Origin of the sequence: Spiroplasma endosymbiont of Lasioglossum malachurum, assembly GCF_964020065.1 — a bacterium.
Classification (GTDB): Bacteria; Bacillota_I; Bacilli_A; order Mycoplasmatales; family VBWQ01; genus Spiroplasma_E.
Genome location: NZ_OZ026534.1, coordinates 544954 through 569808 on the forward strand (window position 1 = coordinate 544954; position 24855 = coordinate 569808).

Sequence of the window (24855 nt, forward strand, 5' to 3'; positions counted from 1 at the left end):
GTTTTTATTTTAAAATAAATGAGTTTAGATTGAAAGGAAAAAAATGATGAATAGAGGGTAAGAAATAAATATATTAAATGTAGAGATAAGTTTAATTGAACAAAAAATGGCTATTATTAAAAGTAATTTAGAAACTTGTATCAAAAATATAAGTGATAATCAAAGACAAGTATCTAATTATTTAGAACAACTTAAAAGAGAAGAATTAGAACATAAAAATTTATTGTCTTAACCATGTTTAGAAAAAAGTATAATGATAATAATAAATCCAATACAAGTTATAGTAAATTAACATAATTGAAGTAATTATATAAGTTTTATATTTAATTTATTTAATAAAAAGTTATCAGAAATGATGGTAATGTTTAGTAATCTGTGTAACTTACAAAAATAACTATGTTTAATTAATTCTAGTAAATATAATTAAATGACTAGAAAGAGTGAGTTACAGATGGCTAAAAAAGATAACTTTAATAATAATGATCCAATATCAAAAGCAGTAGATTTATTATTAGAAAATACTGAAGATTTAACAACAGTTTTTAAAGAAGGGGGTTTATATAAAGAATTAACAAAACGTTTAGTTGAAAAAATGTTGAATTCTGAGATGCAAAATTATTTAGGATATGAAAAAAATCAACATAGTAATAGTGACAATTCTCGTAATGGTATAAGTTCAAAAAAATTAATAACTCAACAAGGTAAAATTGAGATTGATGTACCACGAGATCGTAATAGTAATTTTACTCCTGTAATAGTGCCAAAAAGACAGAGAAGATTTGATGGTTTTGATCAACAAGTTCTTTCCTTATATGCAAAAGGTATGACATTATCAGATATTAGAATGCAGTTACAAGAGTTATATCATGGTGCTGATATTAGTGAAAGTGTTATTAGTCACAAATTACTGATGATGTGATTGATGATGTCAAAGCATGACAAAATAGACCATTAGAAGGCATTTATCCCATTGTTTATTTTGATTGTATAGTAGTTAAAGTACGACAAGATAAACGCATTATTAACAAATCAGTTTATATAGCTTTAGGTGTTGATTTAGAAGGTAAAAAAGATGTTTTAGGTTTATGAATTAGTGAAAATGAAGGCGCTAAATTTTGATTAGCAAATTTCACAGAAATGAAAAATCGTGGCTTAAATGATATTCTTATTGCTTGTAGTGACAACTTAACAGGCATGTCAGAAGCAATACAATCAGTTTATCCTAAAACTGAACATCAATTATGTATAGTTCATCAAATCAGAAATAGTTTAAAATATGTTTCATACAAACATCGAAAATCACTAGTTACAGATTTAAAGCCAATTTATAATACATGTAGTGAAGAACAAGCAATGCAAGCTTTAGAATCATTTGAAAGTAAATGAAATAAACACTATCCTCAAATTGCTAAATCTTGATATAAAAATTGAGATAATTTAATGATTTTTATTAGTTATCCTCCAGAAATCAAAAGAGTGATTTATACTACAAATTCTATTGAATCTGTTAATAGTCAACTACGAAAAGTCATCAGAAATAAAAAAGTTTTTCCAAATGATATGGCAGTTTTCAAAATATTTTACTTAGCAATTGAAAATATAACAAAAAAATGAACAATGCCCATTCAAAATTGAAATACAGCAATTGCTCATTTTATGCTGAATTATACTTGTAAGTGCAAATAAATAAAATTGCAAAAAATTCTCATATAAAAATTTCATAATGCTAAATTTAGTTTAGAAAAAAGTAAGGAGTTTTTATATGAGTTATAAACATCTTGGCATAGATGAAAGGATTTATATTGAGAATCAATTGAAATTTAAATTTAAAATTAGTGAAATAGCTAAAAATCTTAATCGAAGTATTAGTACTATTATTCGAGAAATTAATAGAAATAAAGATAATAATCATTATTTTTCATTAATTACACAAAATAAAGCTGAAAATCGAAAACAATCACATATTAGTTTTCATAAGTTTAAAAATAAGAATTTAGTAAAATATGTACAACAAAAATTACTATTAGGTTGATCACCTGAACAAATTTATGGCAGAATTAAAAATTTTCATAAAGAGTGAGTTATTAGTTTTAAAACAATTTATACTTGAATTTATTTTGGAATGCTTGATAAAGTTACTAGTAAAAATTTAAGAAGAAAAGGTAAAAAACAAAAATCTAAAGAAAATCGTGGCAAGTTTAATGGTAAATCAATTAAAGAACGAGATATAAATGTTAATGATCGTATAACACTTGGTCATTGAGAAGGAGATACTATAGTATCATCAAGAAGCAAAAGCAAATCATGTTTAATAACTTTAGTTGAAAGAGTATCACGATTTACTTTAGCAATATTAGTTAAAAACAGAACTACTAAAGTTATTAATAAAAATGTCAGTTATTATTTATCAATTCTTCCTAAAAACATTGTTAAAACTATTACTTTTGATCGTGGCAAAGAATTTTCAAATTGACAACAACTTGAAAAAAATTTAGATGTAAAAATTTATTTTGCCAATCCATATTCACCTTGACAAAGAGGTACTAATAAAAATACTAATGGTTTAATTAGAGAAAAATTTCCTAAAAAATTTATTTTTTCAAAAACTAATAAAAATGAAGTTCATAAATTTATATTGTCTTTAAATCAAAGACCGAGAAAAATATTAAATTATCTTTCACCAATCGAATATTTGGATAGAAAAATAATTTAGTTGCACTTACCTTTACAATTTAGCATTTTTTGAACTATGGAAATTTGTTGTAAAAAAGACAAAATTTGATAACATATAATTATTATTGAGTTTATATCACCCATTACTTTAAATTAAAGTAAATGGGTTTTTGTTTAAAAAAAGGAGAAAAAAGAATGGCTGATAAAACAAATTTGCAAACATTTCATCAAATCATTAAACAACAAAGAATAAATGATATTTTAAATAAGTCAGAAATTGCTATAAAAGCAAGACATGGGGGCTTAACAATAAGATTTGAAAAAAATAAAAAAAATATAAATAATACTGAATTTACTAGTTCTTTTAATTCAAGTCAAATATCACAAACTAAAATAATTGAAAATGGATCACAAAAGTATAGATATAATTCTGTAACAATTTTAGATCTTGATAAACAAATAGCAAAGAAAATAATAATTGAAGAAGCAAGAGCACACAGAATATTAAATTTACAAAAAGAAAATAATGATGAAACTTTAAAAATTGAATTTGAATTAAAAAAAGCAAAGGAAAATTTAGAAAAAATTAAAAATGCAATAGTTAGTGGTCAATTATTTGGTAAAAAAACGTTAAAGAAAAGAAAAAGAGAATTAGCCAAATATGAACATGAAATTAAAGAAAAAACAACTAGGTTAAGGAAATTAAAACAAAGAAAAGAACAATTAAATGAATATCAAAAGATAAATAGCAATATCCAAAATGAATTAAAAAATGATATTAAACAATTTTTAAATAATGATGAAAAGAACAAAACCAAAATATTAACAAAAAATAGAAAAAAAATAAAAAAACTAAAAATTAAACTTAATAAAATTAACATTCTACAAAAAGAATTAAAATATGAAAATAAAATATTAAAATTAGAAAACGAAATTAAACAAGAAAAAATTGAAAATGGTAAAAAAGTTAAACAAATATATGAAGAAATTTTGACAATAAATAATAATTGTTATTATATAACAACTTTTATACATAATAATCAATCAATTTCAGAAAAAATAATGTTTTTTCACAACTTTGATAATGACAATATACAAATATTAACGCAAACAAAACAATATAAAAATTTAAGTCAATACAAAAATGATCTTTTATTAATAAATAATAATAATAATTTTGATAGAATACCAATCAAAGAGTTTATAAAAGAACAAACAGAATGTAAAGAAAAACCATCTATAGCGGAATTCACAATGTGGGGTGTTATTTCAGTACTTTCTGTTGGTGTTCCAATATTGATTTCTTGTTTACCCTTTGTAAGGAGGGAAATTGCAACAGAATTAAAAGACAAACTTATAGTTGGTTTAATTTCAATTACGCTTGGCTTATTTATTAAAACTGCTGCAACAACAGTTTCAACTGCAATAAAAAAAGTTGATTCATGAATTTATAATAAAATGTTTAAAAATCAAGAAAAAATTGAAAAAGATAAAAAAGAATTTAAAACAATAATTAGAGACTTGACAAGTGATAAAGTAGAAACTCAATTAGAAAGACAATTTAATATTTTAAAACAAGAATTAGATAATAGGAAAAAGCAAAAAATAAATAAACTATTAAGTAATAAAATAACGTGAGAAAATCCAGATAAAGCAAAACCAACAGTTACTAATCCTGTTGCTAAAAATTTTGATTTAAGTGTTATAGTTAATTCTTCTGATATACAACCCCCAATTAGTCCAGTAACAAAACAACGAAGTTATTCAATATAAAATATTGTTTTAAAAATAATTTTAATAGTTTTGTTAAAAAGAGTAAAATTATATATTTTTTATATTTACATTTATAAAAAATATATAATTTTACTGAGTATTTAAAGGGTAGAAAAAAATATTCAAAAAATAATAAAGGAAGTAAAAAAATATGCCATGAGAACCATATGAAAAATGAAGTACAAAAGATAAAGATTCACTTGCAAAAAAATTAGATGAAGTAAATAATAGTTTTGGAAAAGAAAAAGAAAGAGAAAGACGAGGAAAAGTTGCTGCTACATTCGAAGAAAGTAATAAAAATAAGAACATAATAAATGATAAACCTTTAGTAAACATAGATAATAATGCTACTACTAAAGTTGCAAAATGTATTATTTTATAAATAATTAAAAACTACTTAATTAATTAAGTAGTTTTTAATTTAGTTTCATGATAAAAGAAAAAAGAAATTTTATATTTTAGAAATTAAAGATGATAGTTAAAACTTGTTAATTTGAGTTTTACCTTATGTTATAATCAAATTAGAGGTGGACTATGGAATGCTACTTTACTAACCATAAAACTAATAATATTTTAATATTAGATGAAGAAGATAGTAAACATCTAATTAAAGTATTACGTCATAAAATTAATGATGAAATAGTTATTATTCATCAAGAACAAAAATATTTAACAAAAATTATTGAAATTACATCAGTTATTAAATGCGAAATTATAAAAACAGTGCCAAATAGTAATTCAGAATTAAGATGTAAAATCACATTAGTAATATCGTTATTAAAAGAACAAAAATTTGATTTAGTCATTCAAAAAGCAGTAGAATTGGGAGTTTATCAAATTGTGCCATTGCAGTTAAAATGATGTGTTAGTATTTTAACGAGAACAAAAGCAGAACAGAAAGTTTTACGTTGACAAAATATTGCAAAAGCTGCTGCCAAACAATCAAATCGCAATTTAATTCCGATTGTTACACCCGTTGTTTTTGATTTAAAACAATTAGAACGATATCGGTCTCATCTTAATTTGGTTGCATATGAAAATTCATCAGAAACTAGTTGGATTAGTCAAATAAATAATAAATTATCATCAATAACAATTATAGTTGGACCCGAAGGAGGAATCACTAAAGAAGAAATTGCAACTTTAACACAACTTAATTTTAGTAATATTAGTTTAGGAAAATTAATTTTACGTGCCGAAACTGCACCTTTATTTTTAATGTCAATCATTAATTATGAAACAAGTTTAAAAAGTTAAAGGAGTACAAGATAATTAGAATTGGTATTATTGGAATTGGAAAAATTGTTCAAAGATTTATAAAGCAAGCGTTAACTAATAAAAAAGTTAAAATAACTTGTATATATTCAAGAAGTTTAGATAAAGCAGAAACATGAGCAAAAAAATATAATATTGCCCATAGTACTGATGATTTAAATAAAATGATAGAACATATTGACGCTATTTATATTGCTTCACCAAATGGTTTGCATTACGAACAAAGTAAATTATTTTTAAATAATAATATTCATGTTTTAGTAGAAAAAACTATTACTTTTACAGTTGAAGAAGTTAAAGACCTAATTTCTTTAACAAGAAGTAAAAAAATAATTTTATTAGAAGCTTATGTTACTGTTCATTTACCTATTTTTTCTAAATTAAAAAAATTAGTTCATGAAATAAATCCAGAAGTAGTTAACCTTAATTTTAATCGTATTTCTTCAAGAATGCCATCAGTTGAAAAAGGAATATATGATTCTGTTTTTGATAAAGATTTTGGTAAAGGTGCAACTTATGATAGTTTAGTATATCCATTACAATTAGTATTGTATTTATTAGGTAAAGTAAAAACAGTTAAAGCGATGGCAATTAAATTACCTAATGGTGTTAATTTAAGTAATCATGTTATTTTGAAGCATGAAAATGGAACTATTACTACTATTACTTGTAGTAAAGGAGTAACCTCTTATGCACAAAGTGAATTTATAGGTCATAATAGTAGTCTTGTTTTATCACAAGTTCATCCATTAAGTGGAATTAAGGTTTATACTAAAAACGGAATAAAAGAAATCGCAGATAATACTAATGAAGAAAGTTTAATGACATATGAATTAAATGATTTTGTAAAAATGATTAAAAATAAAGATTATTTAAGTCGAGATTATTGATTAAATCATAGTTTAATGAATCTTGAAGTTATTGAAGCAATTATTAAAAGTGAAAATGAATTAGGAGTTGAAGTTTATGAAAAGTAATATTAATTTAAATGCTAAATTGTAAAGGTAAGTGCAACTAAATTATTTTTCTATCCAAATATTCGATTGGTGAAAGATAATTTAGTATTTTTCTCGGTCTTTGATTTAAAGACAATATAAATTTATGAACTTCATTTTTATTAGTTTTTGAAAAAATAAATTTTTTAGGAAATTTTTCTCTGAGGGTTTTTAGTAATCTGTGTTTCTTTGTTTTACAAAGTACTAGTTCAGATTAATTCTGTCTTCAAATTTTATCATAAAATGAGCAATTGCTGTATTTCAATTTTGAATGGGCATTGTTCATTTTTTCGTTATATTTTCAATTGCTAAGTAAAATATTTTGAAAACTGCCATATCATTTGGAAAAACTTTTTTATTTCTGATAACTTTTCGTAGTTGACTATTAACAGATTCAATAGAATTTGTAGTATAAATCACTCTTTTGATTTCTGGAGGATAACTAATAAAAATCATTAAATTATCTCAATTTTTATATCAAGATTTAGCAATTTGAGGATAGTGTTTATTTCATTTACTTTCAAATGATTCTAAAGCTTGCATTGCTTGTTCTTCACTACATGCATTATAAATTGGCTTTAAATCTGTAACTAGAGATTTTCGATGTTTATATGAAACATATTTTAAACTATTTCTGATTTGATGAACTATACATAATTGATGTTCAGTTTTAGGATAAACTGATTGTATTGCTTCTGACATGCCTGTTAAGTTGTCACTACAAGCAATAAGAATATCATTTAAGCCACGATTTTTCATTTCTATGAAATTTGCTAATCAAAATTTAGCGCCTTCATGCTGAATTATACTTGTAAGTTCAAGTAAATAAAATTGCAAAAAATTCTCATATAAAAATTTCATAATGCTAAATTTAGTTTAGAAAAAAGTAAGGAGTTTTTATATGAGTTATAAACATCTTGGCATAGATGAAAGGATTTATATTGAGAATCAATTGAAATTTAAATTTAAAATTAGTGAAATAGCTAAAAATCTTAATCAAAGTATTAGTACTATTATTCGAGAAATTAATAGAAATAAAGATAATAATCATTATTTTTCATTAATTGTACAAAATAAAGCTGAAAATCGAAAACAATCACATATTAGTTTTCATAAGTTTAAAAATAAGAATTTAGTAAAATATGTACAACAAAAATTACTATTAGGTTGATCACCTGAACAAATTTATGGCAGAATTAAAAATTTTCATAAAGAGTGAGTTATTAGTTTTAAAACAATTTATACTTGAATTTATTTTGGAATGCTTGATAAAGTTACTAGTAAAAATTTAAGAAGAAAAGGTAAAAAACGAAAATCTAAAGAAAATCGTGACAAGTTTAATGGTAAATCAATTAAAGAATGAGATATAAATGTTAATGATCGTATAACACTTGGTCATTGAGAAGGAGATACTATAGTATCATCAAGAGGCAAAAGCAAATCATGTTTAATAACTTTAGTTGAAAGAGTATCACGATTTACTTTAGCAATATTAGTTAAAAGCAGAACTACTAAAGTTATTAATAAAAATGTCAGTTATTATTTATCAATTCTTCCTAAAAACATTGTTAAAACTATTACTTTTAATCGTGGCAAAGAATTTTCAAATTGACAACAACTTGAAAAAAATTTAGATGTAAAAATTTATTTTGCCAATCCATATTCACCTTGACAAAGAGGTACTAATGAAAATACTAATGGTTTAATTAGAGAAAAATTTCCTAAAAAATTTATTTTTTCAAAAACTAATAAAAATGAAGTTCATAAATTTATATTGTCTTTAAATCAAAGACCGAGAAAAATATTAAATTATCTTTCACCAATCGAATATTTGGATAGAAAAATAATTTAGTTACACTTACCTTTACAATTTAGCATATAAACCCCCTTCTTTAAAAACTGTTGTTAAATCTTCAGTATTTTCTAATAATAAATCTACTGCTTTTGATATTGGATCATTATTATTAAAGTTATCTTTTTTAGCCATCTGTAACTCACTCTTTCTAGTCATTTAATTATATTTACTAGAATTAATTAAACATAGTTATTTTTGTAAGTTACACAGATTACTAAACATTACCTTTTCTCTAATTAAACCATTAGTATTTTCATTAGTACCTCTTTGTCAAGGTGAATATGGATTGGCAAAATAAATTTTTACATCTAAATTTTTTTCAAGTTGTTGTCAATTTGAAAATTCTTTGCCACGATTAAAAGTAATAGTTTTAACAATGTTTTTAGGAAGAATTGATAAATAATAACTGACATTTTTATTAATAACTTTAGTAGTTCTGCTTTTAACTAATATTGCTAAAGTAAATCGTGATACTCTTTCAACTAAAGTTATTAAACATGATTTGCTTTTGCCTCTTGATGATACTATAGTATCTCCTTCTCAATGACCAAGTGTTATACGATCATTAAGATTTATATCTCATTCTTTAATTGATTTACCATTAAACTTGTCACGATTTTCTTTAGATTTTCGTTTTTTACCTTTTCTTCTTAAATTTTTACTAGTAACTTTATCAAGCATTCCAAAATAAATTCAAGTATAAATTGTTTTAAAACTAATAACTCACTCTTTATGAAAATTTTTAATTCTGCCATAAATTTGTTCAGGTGATCAACCTAATAGTAATTTTTGTTGTACATATTTTACTAAATTCTTATTTTTAAACTTATGAAAACTAATATGTGATTGTTTTCGATTTTCAGCTTTATTTTGTGCAATTAATGAAAAATAATGATTATTATCTTTATTTCTATTAATTTCTCGAATAATAGTACTAATACTTTGATTAAGATTTTTAGCTATTTCACTAATTTTAAATTTAAATTTCAATTGATTCTCAATATAAATCCTTTCATCTATGCCAAGATGTTTATAACTCATATAAAAACTCCTTACTTTTTTCTAAACTAAATTTAGCATTATGAAATTTTTATATGAGAATTTTTTGCAATTTTATTTACTTGCACTTACAAGTATAATTCAGCGTATTTTATTTCCAAAAATTTGAAAAACTTATCAAAAAAAATAGATTTTTCTGATAAATCAATATATAATTTATGAGATATGAAAGTAAGGAGGCAACAGACTATGGCAGTACCAGCAAGAAGAACGTCAAAAATGCGTAAAAATACACGTCGTGCTCATGATAGTTTATCTGCAACAATTACAACTAACTGTTTAAATTGTGGAGCAATTACTAAACCACATCATGCCTGTATGAAATGCAAGGCATACAAAGGTGTAAGTATTACTAATCCATTACAAGCAGAAAAAACATCATCAACAGAAAAAAAATAAAATATGAATATATCTTATCTTAGATTACCTTCCTCTTATTTATTTAAAATAATATTTTAAATATTAGAGGTTTTTTACTTTACAAAATTATTTTATAATAGTTAATAATTTATTAAAATATAGATTATAATTTATTAAAATAGACATTATTTATTATTAGGAAGTGTAGAGTATGAAAAATAAGGGCTATTATGATTTATTATTAAAGATTAGTGATGATATTACCAATAATTTCCAAACATCACATATTAATGATGAAAAAGAATTAATTAAAGACATTGATCATTATTTAGTTAAACAATTAAATAATATTTTAATTGAACAATTAAAAACGATTAAATCACCAGAAGCAAAAATTAATTTTTTAAACCAAATCATAAGTAATTTTACTACTAATAAATTTAGTAATAACATTTTATTACAAGTAAATGATAGTATAATTGATAATCCTTTAACTTCTAATATTAGATTAAGTGACAATTTTCTATTTACTAATGAAAACCAACAAGTATTAATTAATCATTTAAATCAGGAAATCAGAACTTGTGATGAAGTATACTTTATTTATCCTTTTATATCAAATTCAATTATTAATAAGTTACGTTCATCATTTACTTATGCTCTAAATCATAATATTACTATTAATTTTATTACTACTACTTTTGATGATATGGCTTTATTTGTTAATTTATATGCATTAGTTAAAATAATAAAAAAGTATCCTAATATTAAAGTTAAAGTTGAAAATAATTTAGAAAAACGTAGTGAAAGAATTCATATTAAAGCTGCCATCTTTAAACGAAATTCAGGTTTTTCTTCAGCAATAATTGGTTCATCAAATTTAACGCAAAAAGGTTTAACTAGTGGTCGTGAATGAAATATTAAAATTAATGAATTTGATAATAAGCAACTATATCAAAATATTTTAAATCAGTATTATAAATTATGAAATGATAATTTAGTTGATTTAAATAATGAACAACAACGATTACAATTACTATCGCGAATTGAATATAATCGATTGCTTGTAAATAAAAAAGATGAACAATGATTAGCAATTAATTATTTTCTTTATGATTTTCAAATTGCCTTAATTAATAAATTAAAGTTAAGAAGAAAACTTAAAAAAACAAAACATTTAATTGTCATGGCAACAGGTGTTGGTAAAACAGTAGTATCTGCTTTCGACTATTTAAATCAAATCAAAGAAAATAATAATCAAAAACCTTCAATTTTATTTTTAGCACATCAAAGAGAAATTATTGAACAAGCAATTATTACTTTTCGAAAAGTAATAAATGATAAAAAATTTGCAACTATTTTAAATAGTAAACAAAATAATTTTCAAGAACAATATTTATTTGCAACAGTACAAACTGTACATAGACATCTAAATAAGTTTAAACATCAACAATTTGATATTATTATTTTTGATGAAGCTCATCATTTGGCTGCCAAAACTTTTCAGACAATTTTTAATTATTTTCATCCTAAACAAATTATTGGTTTAACAGCAACACCAGAACGAGAAGATAATAAAAACATTATTAATTATTTTGATAATGAGTTTGCACATGAATTACGATTGTGAGATGCAATTAATGAAAAACTTTTATCACCATTTGATTATTATTGTATTGATGACATTACTGCTGATTTAACTGGTATTGATTTAAATAATGATCAGCAATTATTTAAAAAATTAAATACTGAAGCAAGAAATAAGTTATTATTAGATGTAATTAATGACTATATTGGATTTTATAGTAATCGGATTTGTTTAATTTTTTGTATTAACATTACTCATGCACAAATTGTTGCTAGATTTTTGCAAAATCAGGGCTTAAAAGCAGACTTTTTAACAAGTAAAAATCAAACTAATCGTAGTAAAATAATTAATGATTTTAAAAATAGAATTATTAATTATTTATGTGTAGTAAATATTTTTAATGAAGGAATTGATATTCCTGAAATTGATACTATTATTTTATTACGACCAACTAATTCAAAAACAGTATATTTGCAACAATTAGGAAGAGGATTGAGAAAAACAGAAACTAAACATTGTTTAGAGGTTTATGATTTAATTGCTAATATTGATAAAAAATATGACATAACGATTGGTATTAAAAATCTTTCAAATTCACATATTTTCAATGTTAATAAACAATTACCTAATAGTTTTAATTTACCTTATGGATGTACTATTACTTTAGAACCAAGAAGTCAAAACGTCATTTTAACTAATTTAAAGCAATGATATCAATCGCGAAAAAAAATTTATTTGGTAATTCAATCATACTATCAACTTTATAATGATAATGCTATTTTTAAAATATTAATTGATTATGATTTGACAATTCAAGAATTTTATAATTTTTTAAATGATTTTTATTTACGAATAGCAAAAAAAATAAAAAATTATCAAACTCATGATAATGATACTAATCGTAATCAAAATATCTTAAAACAATTCTTATTTTTAAATGATTATCAAATAGTTAATTATTTTTATTTAAGATTAAGTCAAGAATTAGATACTAAATTAATTAATTATCATTATGACAATTTATTAATAGCATCATTATTATATGAGGTTACAAGTAATAAAGTATTTAATCGTATTTTTCCAAATTTTAATGAAATACCATGTTTAGTTACAAATTTCATTGAAAATAACAAATTAGTTGTTAATGAACTAAAAATTATTCTTAAATATAAACTAGATTATGAAACATTATTACTTAATGAACATTTTAATCAAGATTACCCTTTATTATCTTATCAATCAACATTTACTGTGCATCAGGCACTATGTGCAATTAATCGTGTTAATTTTAATAAAAAACTTGGACCTTTAAAAATTATTGCCTTTCAAGCGGGTCATTTGACATTTAATGAAAATAAATCAGTAATTTTTGCAGATATTGATGGAACAAATTATGGTAAATTAACTAGTTATAATAAATTAACAAAAGAATATTACTGATCAATACCAGAAAATAAAACGATTAATTCAAAATTAGTGAAAGATTTACAAAATAATAATATTGAAAAAATATTATTTTTAAATAATGATTGTAATAAAAAATTTAAAAATCTTGCTTTAAAGTTGTATGACTTTATTGGTATTGGTCAATATCAATTAAGAATTAAAAGTGATTATATTACTATTAAATTTTTAGTAGAATAAATAATATTTTATTTTTTTAATTGCTAAGCTGAATTATACTTGTAAGTGCAAGTAAATAAAATTGCAAAAAATTCTCATATAAAAATTTCATAATGCTAAATTTAGTTTAGAAAAAAGTAAGGAGTTTTTATATGAGTTATAAACATCTTGGCATAGATGAAAGGATTTATATTGAGAATCAATTGAAATTTAAATTTAAAATTAGTGAAATAGCTAAAAATCTTAATCGAAGTATTAGTACTATTATTCGAGAAATTAATAGAAATAAAGATAATAATCATTATTTTTCATTAATTGCACAAAATAAAGCTGAAAATCGAAAACAATCACATATTAGTTTTCATAAGTTTAAAAATAAGAATTTAGTAAAATATGTACAACAAAAATTACTATTAGGTTGATCACCTGAACAAATTTATGGCAGAATTAAAAATTTTCATAAAGAGTGAGTTATTAGTTTTAAAACAATTTATACTTGAATTTATTTTAGAATGCTTGATAAAGTTACTAGTAAAAATTTAAGAAGAAAAGGTAAAAAACGAAAATCTAAAGAAAATCGTGGCAAGTTTAATGGTAAATCAATTAAAGAACGAGATATAAATGTTAATGATCGTATAACACTTGGTCATTGAGAAGGAGATACTATAGTATCATCAAGAGGCAAAAGCAAATCATGTTTAATAACTTTAGTTGAAAGAGTATCACGATTTACTTTAGCAATATTAGTTAAAAACAGAACTACTAAAGTTATTAATAAAAATGTCAGTTATTATTTATCAATTCTTCCTAAAAACATTGTTAAAACTATTACTTTTGATCGTAGCAAAGAATTTTCAAATTGACAACAACTTGAAAAAAATTTAGATGTAAAAATTTATTTTGCCAATCCATATTCACCTTGACAAAGAGGTACTAATGAAAATACTAATGGTTTAATTAGAGAAAAATTTCCTAAAAAATTTATTTTTTCAAAAACTAATAAAAATGAAGTTCATAAATTTATATTGTCTTTAAATCAAAGACCGAGAAAAATACTAAATTATCTTTCACCAATCGAATATTTGGATAGAAAAATAATTTAGTTGCACTTACCTTTACAATTTAGCTTTAAAAAAATAATGCTTTTTTATGATAATTAGGTTGACAATAATTATGGCATGTTGTACTATTGTTATTGTCCCAAAAATAAATGGGTTACAAACTAGAAAAAACGATCTTTGAAAACTAAATAGAACAAGAATTAATCCGTCAATTTTTTATTAAAAATTAAATAAGTCAGACATCATCTTTTAACAAAAACAATTTTATTGAGAGTTTGATCCTGGCTCAGGATTAACGCTGGCGGCATGCCTAATACATGCAAGTCGAACGAAAGTAGCAATACTTTAGTGGCGAACGGGTGAGTAACACGTATCTAACCTACCATTTAGTGGGGAATAACTGTTGGAAACGACAGCTAATACCGCATATGTTATTTATTTGCAATGATAAATAATGAAAGGAGCATTTGCTTCGCTAATTGATGGGGATGCGGCGCATTAACTAGTTGGTAAGGTAATGGCTTACCAAGGTAACGATGCGTAGCCGATCTGAGAGGATGAACGGCCACATTGGGACTGAGACACGGCCCAAACTTCTACGGAAGGCAGCAGTAGGGAATTTTTCACAATGGGCGAAAGCCTGATGGAGCAATGCCGCGTGACTGATGAAGGTCTTCGGATTGTAAAGGTCTGTTGTAAGGGAAGAAGTGCTAGAATAGGAAATGATTTTAGTATCGACCATAACTTACCAGAAAGCCATGGCTAACTATGTGCCAGCAGCCGCGGTAATACATAGGTGGCAAGCGTTATCCGGATTTATTGGGCGTAAAGCGTGCGTAGACGGTTTTGCAAGTCTGAGGTTAAATTTAGGGGCTCAACCCCTAACCGCCTTGGAAACTACATTACTAGAGTATAGGAGAGGTTAGTGGAATTTCATGTGTAGCGGTGGAATGTGTAGATATATGAAGGAACACCAGTGGCGAAGGCGGCTAACTGGCATATTACTGACGTTGTGGCACGAAAGCGTGGGGAGCAAATAGGATTAGATACCCTAGTAGTCCACGTCGTAAACGATGAGTACTAAGTGTTGCCATGAGGCAGTGCTGTAGCTAACGCATTAAGTACTCCGCCTGAGTAGTATGCTCGCAAGAGTGAAACTCAAAGGAATTGACGGGGACCCGCACAAGCGGTGGAGCATGTGGTTTAATTCGAAGCAACGCGAAGAACCTTACCAGGTCTTGATATACCTTGCGAAGCTATAGAGATATAGTAGAGGTTAACAAGGATACAGGTGGTGCATGGTTGTCGTCAGTTCGTGTCGTGAGATGTTTGGTTAAGTTCAGCAACGAACGCAACCCTTGTCCTTAGTTGCCAGCATTAAGTTGGGGACTCTAAGGAGACTGCTAGTGTAAGCTAGAGGAAGGTGGGGACGACGTCAAATCATCATGCCCCTTATGACCTGGGCTACACACGTGCTACAATGGCTGATACAAAGAGTCGCTAAACCGCAAGGTCAAGCAAATCTCAAAAAGTCAGTCTCAGTCCGGATTGAAGTCTGCAACTCGACTTCATGAAGTCGGAATCGCTAGTAATCGCGAATCAGCAATGTCGCGGTGAATACGTTCTCGGGTCTTGTACACACCGCCCGTCAAACCACGAGAGTTGGCAATGCCAGAAGTCGGTGTCCTAACCGTAAGGAGGGAGCTGCCAAAGGCAGGGTTGATGATTGGGGTTAAGTCGTAACAAGGTATCCCTACCGGAAGGTGGGGATGGATCACCTCCTTTCTATGGAGTTTAGTTTCTAATAAGAAACCAAGACAACAAGAAAAAATAGATGGATGATTTATTGGATTACTTCTTTTGTTCTGTTTAGTTTTCAGGGATTGTTTTCTCTGAGCAATTGTTCTTTAAAAACTGGATAATAGACATCTTTTAAAAAAAATAAGATAATTTTTATCTTGCAATAGGATATTCTAAAAATAAATTATTAAGAGCGTATGGTGGATGCCTTGGAATTGGAAGACGATGAAGGACGCGATTACCTGCGATAAGCTTCGGGGAGCTGGAAATAAGCTTTGATCCGGAGATGTCCGAATGGGGAAACCCACTATCTTTAATCAGATAGTACTGTACAATGAATTCATAGTTGTGCAGAGTGATACCTAGAGAATTGAAACATCTTAGTACCTAGAGGAAAAGAAAGCGAATGCGATTCCCTTAGTAGCGGCGAGCGAAAAGGGAGCAGCCTAAACCAGTCGTCAGACTGGGGTTATAGGACTGTCTATTAGGTTCGACCTATGAAGAGTTACAAAATTTATATATAGCAGAAGTTGTTGTGAAGCAACGCTATAGATGGTGAAAGCCCAGTATGCGAAATGTATAAATCTCTTGACAGTATCCTGAGTACGGCGAGGCACGTGGAACCTTGTCGGAATTTGCGCAGACCACTGTGTAAGGCTAAATACTAACCAATTACCGATAGTGAACCAGTACCGTGAGGGAAAGGTGAAAAGTACCCCGAGAGGGGAGTGAAATAGTTTCTGAAACCATATGCTTACAACAAGTCGGAGCTCGTTAATGGGTGACGGCGTGCCTTTTGTAGAATGAGCCGGCGAGTTACGATTACATGCAAGGTTAAGTTGAAAAGACGGAGCCGAAGTGAAAGCGAGCCTGAATAGGGCGTTTAGTATGTGGTCGTAGACCCGAAACCAGGTGATCTAGCCATGAGCAGGTTGAAGTTAATGTAACAGTTAATGGAGGACCGAACCAACGTTCGTTGAAAAGACCGTGGATGACTTGTGGCTAGCGGTGAAATTCCAATCGAATCTGGAGATAGCTGGTTCTCCCCGATATAGTTTTAGGACTAGCGTCAGAATTAGTGCAATGGAGGTAAAGCTCTGAATGTATGATGGCCCCACCTCGGGGTACTGAATGCAATTAAACTGCGAATGCCATTGTTACATATCTGGCAGTCAGTCTATGGGTGATAAGGTCCATGGACGTGAGGGAAACAGCCCAGATTATCAGCTAAGGTCCCCAAATCAATGCTAAGTGGAAAACGATGTGGAATTGTTCAGACAGCTAGGAGGTTGGCTTAGAAGCAGCCATCCTTTAAAGAGTGCGTAACAGCTCACTAGTCGAATGATTCTGCGCGGAAAATGTACCGGGGCTAAGCATTGTACCGAAGCTATGGGTCTATATATATGTTTACATATATTGTGGGCGGTAGGGGAGCATTCTAATCTGCGACGAAGTTAGACCGGAAGGACTAGTGGAGTGTTTAGAAGTGAGAATGCCGGCGTGAGTAACGATTGAAGATGAGAATCCTTCATGCCGATTGACCAAGGTTTCCTGGGCTAGGTTCGTCCACCCAGGGTTAGTCAGGACCTAAGGCGAGGCCGAAAGGCGTAGTCGATGGATAACAGGTTGATATTCCTGTACCACCATGGTGACTGATGGAATGACGGAGAAGGCTAAAATGTCCCAGTGATTGGTAGTGCTGGGCTAAGTACAAAGAGGGTTGTGTAGGCAAATCCGCACAGCGTTAACCTTGAAGTACGATGGGGAGTGAACGGTTCGCTTAGTAACGAAGCATTTGATGCCATACTTCCAAGAAAAGTTTCTAAAGACATCACCATGGTGCCTGTACCGAGAACGGACACACGTGGTCAAGGAGAATATCCTAAGGCAAGCGAGATAACTATAGCTAAGGAACTCTGCAAAATAACCCCGTAAGTTAGCGAGAAGGGGAGCTCATAGCAATATGAGTCGCAGTGAAGAGGTCCGGGCGACTGTTTAGCAAAAACACAGCTCTCTGCTAAGTCGTAAGACGATGTATAGGGGGGGACGCCTGCCCAGTGCTGGAAGGTTAAAGAGATTTGTTAGCGTAAGCAAAGCTTTGAATTGAAGCCCCAGTGAACGGCGGCCGTAACTATAACGGTCCTAAGGTAGCGAAATTCCTTGTCAGGTAAGTTCTGACCCGCACGAAAGGCGTAACGATCCGGACGCTGTCTCGGCTATAGACTCGGTGAAATCTTAGTACCTGTGAAGATGCAGGTTACCCGCGATTAGACGGAAAGACCCCGTGGAGCTTTACTACAACTTGATATTGAATTTTGGTGTAGTTTGTACAGCATAGGTGGGAGACGTTGATATGCAGACGCTAGTAGGCATGGAGTCACCATTGGGATACCACCCTTGCTATATTGAAATTCTAACTTGAGACCATAATCTGGTCTAAGGACAGTGTCTGGTGGGTAGTTTGACTGGGGCGGTCGCCTCCTAAAAAGTAACGGAGGCGCCCAAAGGTACCCTCAATATGAATGGAAATCATATGTAGAGTGCAAAGGTAAAAGGGTGCTTGACTGCGAGACATACAAGTCGAGCAGGAACAAAAGTTGGGCTTAGTGATCCGGCGGTGCTGTGTGGAAAGGCCGTCGCTCAACGGATAAAAGTTACCCCGGGGATAACAGGCTAATCTCTCCCAATAGTTCATATAGACGGGGAGGTTTGGCACCTCGATGTCGGCTCATCGCATCCTGGAGGTGTAGTCGCTTCCAAGGGTTGGGCTGTTCGCCCATTAAAGCGGTACGCGAGCTGGGTTCAGAACGTCGTGAGACAGTTTGGTCCCTATCTGTCGTGGGCGCAAGAAATTTGAGGAAAGCTGTTCCTAGTACGAGAGGACCGGAATGGACCTACCTCTGGTGCACCAGTTGTCACGCCAGTGGCACAGCTGGGTAGCTATGTAGGGCATGAATAAGCACTGAAAGCATCTAAGCGCGAAGTCAGTTCCAAGATGAGATTTCTCATTCGAAAGAAGTAAGATCCCTTGAATACTACAAGGTTGATAGGTCAGGTGTGTAAGCATAGTGATATGTTCAGCTTACTGATACTAATAGATCGAGGATTTATTGAAGAATATATTCTCTATTGCAAATCAAAAGTAATCAAATTTAAAGATGTCTGTTTCTAGTTTTTAGGGAGCAATTGCTAAACTATTTGGTGTCCATGGCGGAGTGGTCACACCTGTTCCCATCTCGAACACAGCAGTTAAGCACTCCAGCGGCGAAAATACCAGCAATGGGAAAATAGCACGATGCCAAATTTTTTTTATTGTGTTAATATTTAATTTAAAATTTAAATTTTTTTTATGTTAAGATTGAGAATATTAAAATGTAAAAAAGATTTTAAGAAAAAAGGAGAAAAAATGGATAAGGTTGAAAAGAAATTAGATAAAAAATTATACATTGGAGCTAAAATTGGATTCATAACAAATATTATAAGTATTATTTGAAGTGTAATTATTACAATTATTTTAGCTACAGCAAGTAGTGTCATTTTTAACAGTTTTACAAAATATGATCACACTTCATTAACATCAGGAGTTAGTACAATATTTATTGTTGGATTGATTTTTGGACTTTTAATTGCTATTAGATTTTCAATTGCAATAATTATCATGTGCAATAATGTTTTAAAAGGAAATGCTAATAGTGGTTTAGCTGTTGGAATTGTAACTTTAGTTTTAGCAGGTTTTTCTTTAATAGCTATGTTTTCATCACATTTTAATTTTATTAGTGGTATTAATATTATTTTTTTTAGGACTTAATATTGCTTCAGGTGTATTATTAATTATTGGTAAATATCTTCCAGTTACTAATAAACCAGAAAAAGTAGTTTCTATGGTAAATGAATAATTAAAAATATTTAATAAATTATATAAATAAGGCTTTAGAAATTAAAAGCCTTATTTTATTTTTTTATAATTTAAAACCATAAGGATAAGTAATGATTGGAAAATTTGGTTTATCATCATCATGCTTTTTTTTATATTGTATATTATTAATTCATAAATAAAGGTATTGTAAACCAATACTAATAATTAACAGAAAAATAATAGCAGTAACTAATACTCCTACACCATATTTTTGGTAGTTGAAAAAAAAGTAAGGATAACAAGTATTAATATTTTCTCCTTGTTTAACACGTAGTACACCACGAACCATTACCATTACTACATAAAAACAAGGATAAAATAAGATAAATCACATATAAAGTTTATGATGATTTTTTAGTGAATAAAAATCACGTCCACATGATAAAGCAAAATTTAAAATCATAACAATTGGCATAATTAGATTTAGAATTATTGTTTTAAATCATAAATAAATATCAGTTCCATATTTACTTCTTTCTTGGCTATTACTAATGATACCTATTCAAAATACTAACATTGTAATTGTAATATAAATAGTAATGCTTAATAAAATATAAAAACTTGATTTTGAATTTTCTTTAAATTTACTTTCAAATAAAAAAGCAAATAAATAAATGAGTACTAAATAATTAGTTTGAGTTGTAAAATAAAAATAATAAATTGCTAATCTTTCAGTTGGTTTATCAACATTAGGAACAATGAAAGCATTGGGATAATTAATAGTAATTATTAAATCAAAAATTAAGAATAAAGAAATAATAAGTAGACCAAATAAACGTCAAATAAATTTAATAAGATTTCTTTTTTTTAATCGGTATTCACTACTATTTTTTCAATTCATATTTTTTCTCCTATTTATATTAGAATTAAATTTAATTAAATTTTTGATAGGAAATTTAATTTTTTATTATGATTGAATATGCTACTTATTTAGTATATCAAGTTTTTCCTTATCACTATTAATATTTACTAACTGATTATTTAAAACACCTAATAAGTTAAAAAAAATTAACTTATTAATTATTTAATCTTGATTTTTTGCTAATAAAGTTTATTATTAATGTTAAGGATATAATTTTTATCCTTATAATTTTAATGAATATATAAGTAATTATATAAGTATTAAAATTATATATGTTGATTTAACAAAAAGTTTAATAATTGATTATATATCCTTAGTTTTATTTTATTAAAACTAAGATTTTAAGTATTTAATTAAATATGCTTAATTTAATATTATAATTATAAACACAAATAATAGGTAAAAAAGGAGTAATCATAATGACAAATTTCTTATCTTTTAGTTTTAAAAAAACTAAAAGTTTTAAAACAATAAGTTTGGCTTTGGCATTATCTCTTACTAGTAGTTTAATGATAGTTACTAATCATCAATCTAATATTAGTACTGTTAATGAGAGTAACAAACTTTCTGGGTTTCATATTACTGTTAAGGAAAATAATAAAAATTTAATTAGTGAAGCTAATACTTGAAATTCAATTAATAATAATTATGAAGATTTTATTAGATTGCATAAAGAAGTAATAACAGAACAATTTAATGATTGATCAGACCTTATTAATAAGGTTAATAATAATCCAAATGATGATATTAGTAAAGATGTTAATAAGAAATTTAAGGAACAAATTGAAAACAAAGCTAATAATATCTTGCCAGATAATGGTATTAAATATTTTACTGATAAAGTTATTGGTCGTAATGTTGCTAAACAAAGTTTTAATGATATTGTTAGTTTTGGCTATGTTTATGTTGGTTACCATGATAATAGTTTACCAGCGCAGATTAACAATGGTATTTTTGCAACGGTAAATCCTAGGGCAGATTTTAATAATTATTTTAGTATTCCTTATATGATTAAACCGAGCGATGATTTTTTAAATAGTCATAAAAGTGTTCAAGATCGGTTAGCAATTTTACCACTTAATAATGGTAATCCCAATGATACTAATCAACCAATGTTAGCTATTTTAGCAAAAAATAAAAATGATAAGAATGAACAATTATTAATAAATGATAAAAAGGATGAAGTTGTTGATAATGATTCAATTAGTTATGCAATATTAAATCATAAACCAGATGATCATTTAAAATCAACTAGTTTTAATGTTAGTGTTAAAGATAGTGGTTATAGTAAAACTATTAAGTTAACAAATAATAGTTCAAATATTCAATTTAGTACTATTAGTGATGAAAAAGTTAAAGAAAATCCTGTAATTGTACCTCAATATTTAGTTCAAAATAATTCACAAGATAATAAAAATACATTAATAGTTATGAATAAAGCCATTGAGAAAGCTAAAGTAAATATTAGTGATTCACAACAACATTGACAAAAATGAAAAGTTGATTCACAAACTTTACAAAAAGCAAAAAATGATTTGGGAACACCTATTAAAGATGGTGATAATTTAACTCTTAATCAAGGAAGTAATTTTCAAGTTTATTGTATAGGTTTAGATACATCTGACTTACAACGTCAAGCTGCTTCTGAACAATATATTACTGTTTATAGAAGCAATACAAAAATACCTAATTTTCCAAATTGTACTGATTTTTTTGAAAAAACTAATAATTTATTAGCGGGTTTTCAACAATATTTAACTAGTGCTACTAATAATAGTATTAAAATTGAAGATTTAAAAAATAATGCTGCTGGTGAGTTTTTATCATGATTTATTCAATATCAAGGTGATATTACTAAACAAAATTATCTTAATTATTTACAAAGTAATAATTCAGATCGTCCCTGAGATGTTAATATATCATTAACAACTAAGATGTTAGTTAATAATTGAAATATTATTATCATTTGTGGCTTCATTATTAGTTTTTTAACTATAATTCCAATAGTTGTTGTTATTATTCGTAAAAAGAAATATTTAAAATAAAGTTTATTATTTTTAAGTAGTACTTGTTAAAAAACAATATTTTATATAAAAATATAAAATGATAAGTGTAAAAAATGTTATTACTTGTTTTTTCTTTTTAGTGAGTTAGAATAAAAATGGCAGTTATAAATGTTTAGAAAATATTTAGGTAATGCCGGTTTTAATTTTATATTTGACTTTAAGTCCTTGTATACTATATATGCTATACAAGGAGTTTTTATATAATTTTAAAATAAAATATATTAAGAAAAAGGAGGCAAAAAATAACATAATAATATTTAAAAAAAATAATACAATTTCAAATTTTTACTTTTCACAAATATATATTCCTCCCTACAATTATTTTTCAATATTTTTTAAATAATAAATAATAGTAATAAAGTGTACTAGTTTATAAACTAGTACACTTTATTTATAAATTATTTTACATTAAAAATTTGTATCTCTTAAAGCCGCTATTGGTTTATTATTTTTTTTATAAAGGATATTATTATAAAGAGTAAAAAGTAACATCAAAATTATGTATAAGATTAAAATTGCAAAGATATAAATAAAGAAAGTAGTTAAACTTTTATGAAAATCTAAAAATGGATATGGAAATGAATAATCAATTTCTGTTGTTCCTTTTCTTAAAAAACCAACAAAATTTCCTTTAGCAAGTGCATAACCTAAATATACAAACATGTAAATAGAAATAATTGGTATTCAAAGATATGTTTGTTTTCCAAGTTTTCAGTAGTATTTACCAGCAGAAAACATAAAATATAAAATCACTATAACTGGTACTATTAAATGTAATAAAAATGTATTTATAAAATTTAATATGCTAATACTATTACTACTATCTAAATTATTTATCATTGGTTTAAATAATACAGCAAAAAATACGATAAGAGTTACGGTAATATAAACAGTAATTGCTAATGAAAAGCGCCCAAAAACAAATTGTGCGCGATTGTCATTAAAACGATTTGTTAATACAAAACAAAAGAAAAGAAAAACTAAAAAATTTGACTGAATAGTAAAGGTAGAAATCATTGTTCAAATACCAACTCATGGGCCATCTGGAGTTCATAAATTATGAGGATTAGGTGTTCCAACTGTTATTGGTTTATACTCAATTAAAACTATTGCAAATTGCATTATTAGACCTATAACAGCAATAATTAGTCCAGATCAAAGTAAAAAATCAGAAAATTTACTTTTAAATCCTATATTTTTTCCTATTCCCATATGGATCAACTCACAATTCTATATTTTTTCTATTTTAATTACATTATACATGATATTATAATAAGTATGTAAGATATTAGAAAATTATTAATAGCAACTAAATGAAATAATAAGGTGATGTTATGTATCAATTATATTTAGATACAACAAATAACAAATTAACAGTGTTGATTTTGCAAGCTAATAAAATTTTAGCAAGTTCATCATTTATTGCTTGACAAAAACAAACAGAATTGGCAATTCCAACTATTACTAATTTACTTGTAAAATGTAAAATAAAATTAAAAGATATTTCAAAAGTAGTTATTGCAAATGGTCCTGGCAGTTATACTGGAATTAGAGTAGCAATTACTTTTGTCAAAACACTTAAAGTTTTGAATAGTTTTTTAACGGTTTTTACTATTAATAGTTTATTATTACAGGCAGGATTAATAAAATCAATAAGTGTTTTGTCAGCATACAATAATAAAAGTTATTTGGCAGTATGTGATAATGGAAAAATAATTATTCAGCCGCAATTAGTAGATGAAAATGCTAAAATTGGTATTATTAGTGATTTACTAGATTATAAAATAATTGAAAATTTAGAAAAGTGTAATATTGTGGAAAATTTTCAAAAGTTGTCACCATATTTTATCGAAGTAAAAAACATGGAAGATTTGCAACCATATTATATTAATGATCCATTTTCATCACATAATTAAAAAATAATAATATTTAAATATTTTACATTAGTT

The 24855-nt window shown here is 26.9% G+C and carries 17 protein-coding genes, 3 rRNA genes and 2 pseudogenes; 17 read left to right on the forward strand and 5 right to left on the reverse strand.

Translation table 4 applies throughout. The annotated features are described in order from the left end of the window. Positions 1–106: 106 nt before the first annotated feature. The 7 genes and pseudogenes from AACK95_RS03070 (at position 107) to AACK95_RS03100 (ending at position 6698) form a co-directional block, all read left to right on the forward strand. Positions 107–232 carry a hypothetical protein gene (locus AACK95_RS03070; protein WP_338959655.1) on the forward strand — a complete coding sequence of 42 codons (126 nt, stop codon included), beginning with the start codon at positions 107–109 and terminating at the stop codon, positions 230–232. Positions 233–451: 219 nt separating this feature from the next. Further along, a pseudogene (locus tag AACK95_RS03075) lies at positions 452–1686 on the forward strand (IS256 family transposase). A 76-nt stretch (positions 1687–1762) separates the two neighbouring features. Beyond that, a complete protein-coding gene (locus AACK95_RS03080) occupies positions 1763–2713 on the forward strand; it encodes an IS30 family transposase (RefSeq protein WP_338980769.1) in 951 nt (316 codons plus the stop codon). Positions 2714–2868: 155 nt separating this feature from the next. After that, complete coding sequence (locus AACK95_RS03085; protein WP_338980771.1) at positions 2869–4446, forward strand: hypothetical protein; 1578 nt, start codon at positions 2869–2871, stop codon at positions 4444–4446. Positions 4447–4597: 151 nt separating this feature from the next. Beyond that, positions 4598–4828: a hypothetical protein gene (locus AACK95_RS03090; RefSeq protein WP_338959629.1), complete on the forward strand. Its 231-nt coding sequence runs from the start codon at positions 4598–4600 to the stop codon at positions 4826–4828. A gap of 152 nt (positions 4829–4980) precedes the next feature. Then, positions 4981–5703, forward strand: coding sequence for an RsmE family RNA methyltransferase (locus AACK95_RS03095; RefSeq protein WP_338980773.1), 723 nt, complete (start codon positions 4981–4983; stop codon positions 5701–5703). A 26-nt stretch (positions 5704–5729) separates the two neighbouring features. Continuing rightward, a complete protein-coding gene (locus AACK95_RS03100) occupies positions 5730–6698 on the forward strand; it encodes a Gfo/Idh/MocA family oxidoreductase (protein ID WP_338980988.1) in 969 nt (322 codons plus the stop codon). A gap of 222 nt (positions 6699–6920) precedes the next feature. Here AACK95_RS03100 and AACK95_RS03105 read toward each other — a convergent pair. Beyond that, positions 6921–7523, reverse strand: a pseudogene (locus AACK95_RS03105) (IS256 family transposase); the annotation flags it as partial. A 94-nt stretch (positions 7524–7617) separates the two neighbouring features. Here AACK95_RS03105 and AACK95_RS03110 point away from each other — a divergent pair. Continuing rightward, positions 7618–8568, forward strand: coding sequence for an IS30 family transposase (locus AACK95_RS03110; RefSeq protein WP_338980777.1), 951 nt, complete (start codon positions 7618–7620; stop codon positions 8566–8568). A gap of 12 nt (positions 8569–8580) precedes the next feature. Here AACK95_RS03110 and AACK95_RS03115 read toward each other — a convergent pair whose 3' ends face one another. Together AACK95_RS03115 and AACK95_RS03120 are read right to left on the reverse strand one after the other, a co-directional pair. After that, positions 8581–8727, reverse strand: coding sequence for a hypothetical protein (locus tag AACK95_RS03115; RefSeq protein ID WP_338980779.1), 147 nt, complete (start codon positions 8725–8727; stop codon positions 8581–8583). A 33-nt stretch (positions 8728–8760) separates the two neighbouring features. Beyond that, positions 8761–9612, reverse strand: coding sequence for an IS30 family transposase (locus AACK95_RS03120; RefSeq protein WP_338980781.1), 852 nt, complete (start codon positions 9610–9612; stop codon positions 8761–8763). A gap of 207 nt (positions 9613–9819) precedes the next feature. Here AACK95_RS03120 and rpmF point away from each other — a divergent pair, with 207 nt between their 5' ends. From rpmF to AACK95_RS03155, 7 genes are all read left to right on the forward strand, one after another. Then, positions 9820–10029, forward strand: coding sequence for a 50S ribosomal protein L32 (gene rpmF / locus AACK95_RS03125; protein ID WP_338980783.1), 210 nt, complete (start codon positions 9820–9822; stop codon positions 10027–10029). A gap of 172 nt (positions 10030–10201) precedes the next feature. Beyond that, entirely contained in the window at positions 10202–13222 is a 3021-nt protein-coding gene (locus AACK95_RS03130) for a DEAD/DEAH box helicase family protein (protein WP_338980785.1), read from the forward strand. Between the two features lie 131 nt (positions 13223–13353). Further along, positions 13354–14304, forward strand: coding sequence for an IS30 family transposase (locus AACK95_RS03135; RefSeq protein WP_338980787.1), 951 nt, complete (start codon positions 13354–13356; stop codon positions 14302–14304). 221 nt (positions 14305–14525) lie between these two features. Then, positions 14526–16047 (forward strand): 16S ribosomal RNA (locus AACK95_RS03140). A gap of 192 nt (positions 16048–16239) precedes the next feature. Further along, positions 16240–19177, forward strand: a 23S ribosomal RNA gene (locus tag AACK95_RS03145). Positions 19178–19259: 82 nt separating this feature from the next. After that, a 5S ribosomal RNA gene (gene rrf, locus AACK95_RS03150) occupies positions 19260–19366 on the forward strand. Together the 16S, 23S and 5S rRNA genes form the textbook arrangement of a ribosomal RNA operon. A gap of 102 nt (positions 19367–19468) precedes the next feature. Further along, positions 19469–19870 carry a hypothetical protein gene (locus AACK95_RS03155; RefSeq protein WP_338980789.1) on the forward strand — a complete coding sequence of 134 codons (402 nt, stop codon included), beginning with the start codon at positions 19469–19471 and terminating at the stop codon, positions 19868–19870. Between the two features lie 151 nt (positions 19871–20021). Here the strand turns inward: AACK95_RS03155 and AACK95_RS03160 are convergent, their stop codons facing one another. Next, entirely contained in the window at positions 20022–20819 is a 798-nt protein-coding gene (locus AACK95_RS03160; RefSeq protein WP_338980791.1) for a Pr6Pr family membrane protein, read from the reverse strand. A 440-nt stretch (positions 20820–21259) separates the two neighbouring features. Here AACK95_RS03160 and AACK95_RS03165 point away from each other — a divergent pair, with 440 nt between their 5' ends. Then, positions 21260–22885: a hypothetical protein gene (locus tag AACK95_RS03165; RefSeq protein WP_338980793.1), complete on the forward strand. Its 1626-nt coding sequence runs from the start codon at positions 21260–21262 to the stop codon at positions 22883–22885. 429 nt (positions 22886–23314) lie between these two features. Here the strand turns inward: AACK95_RS03165 and AACK95_RS03170 are convergent, their stop codons facing one another. Further along, entirely contained in the window at positions 23315–24118 is an 804-nt protein-coding gene (locus AACK95_RS03170) for a hypothetical protein (RefSeq protein WP_338980795.1), read from the reverse strand. A 122-nt stretch (positions 24119–24240) separates the two neighbouring features. On the opposite strand from AACK95_RS03170, the gene tsaB reads away from it, so the two are divergent. Beyond that, complete coding sequence (tsaB, locus tag AACK95_RS03175; RefSeq protein ID WP_338980797.1) at positions 24241–24822, forward strand: tRNA (adenosine(37)-N6)-threonylcarbamoyltransferase complex dimerization subunit type 1 TsaB; 582 nt, start codon at positions 24241–24243, stop codon at positions 24820–24822. The last annotated feature ends 33 nt before the right edge of the window (positions 24823–24855 follow it).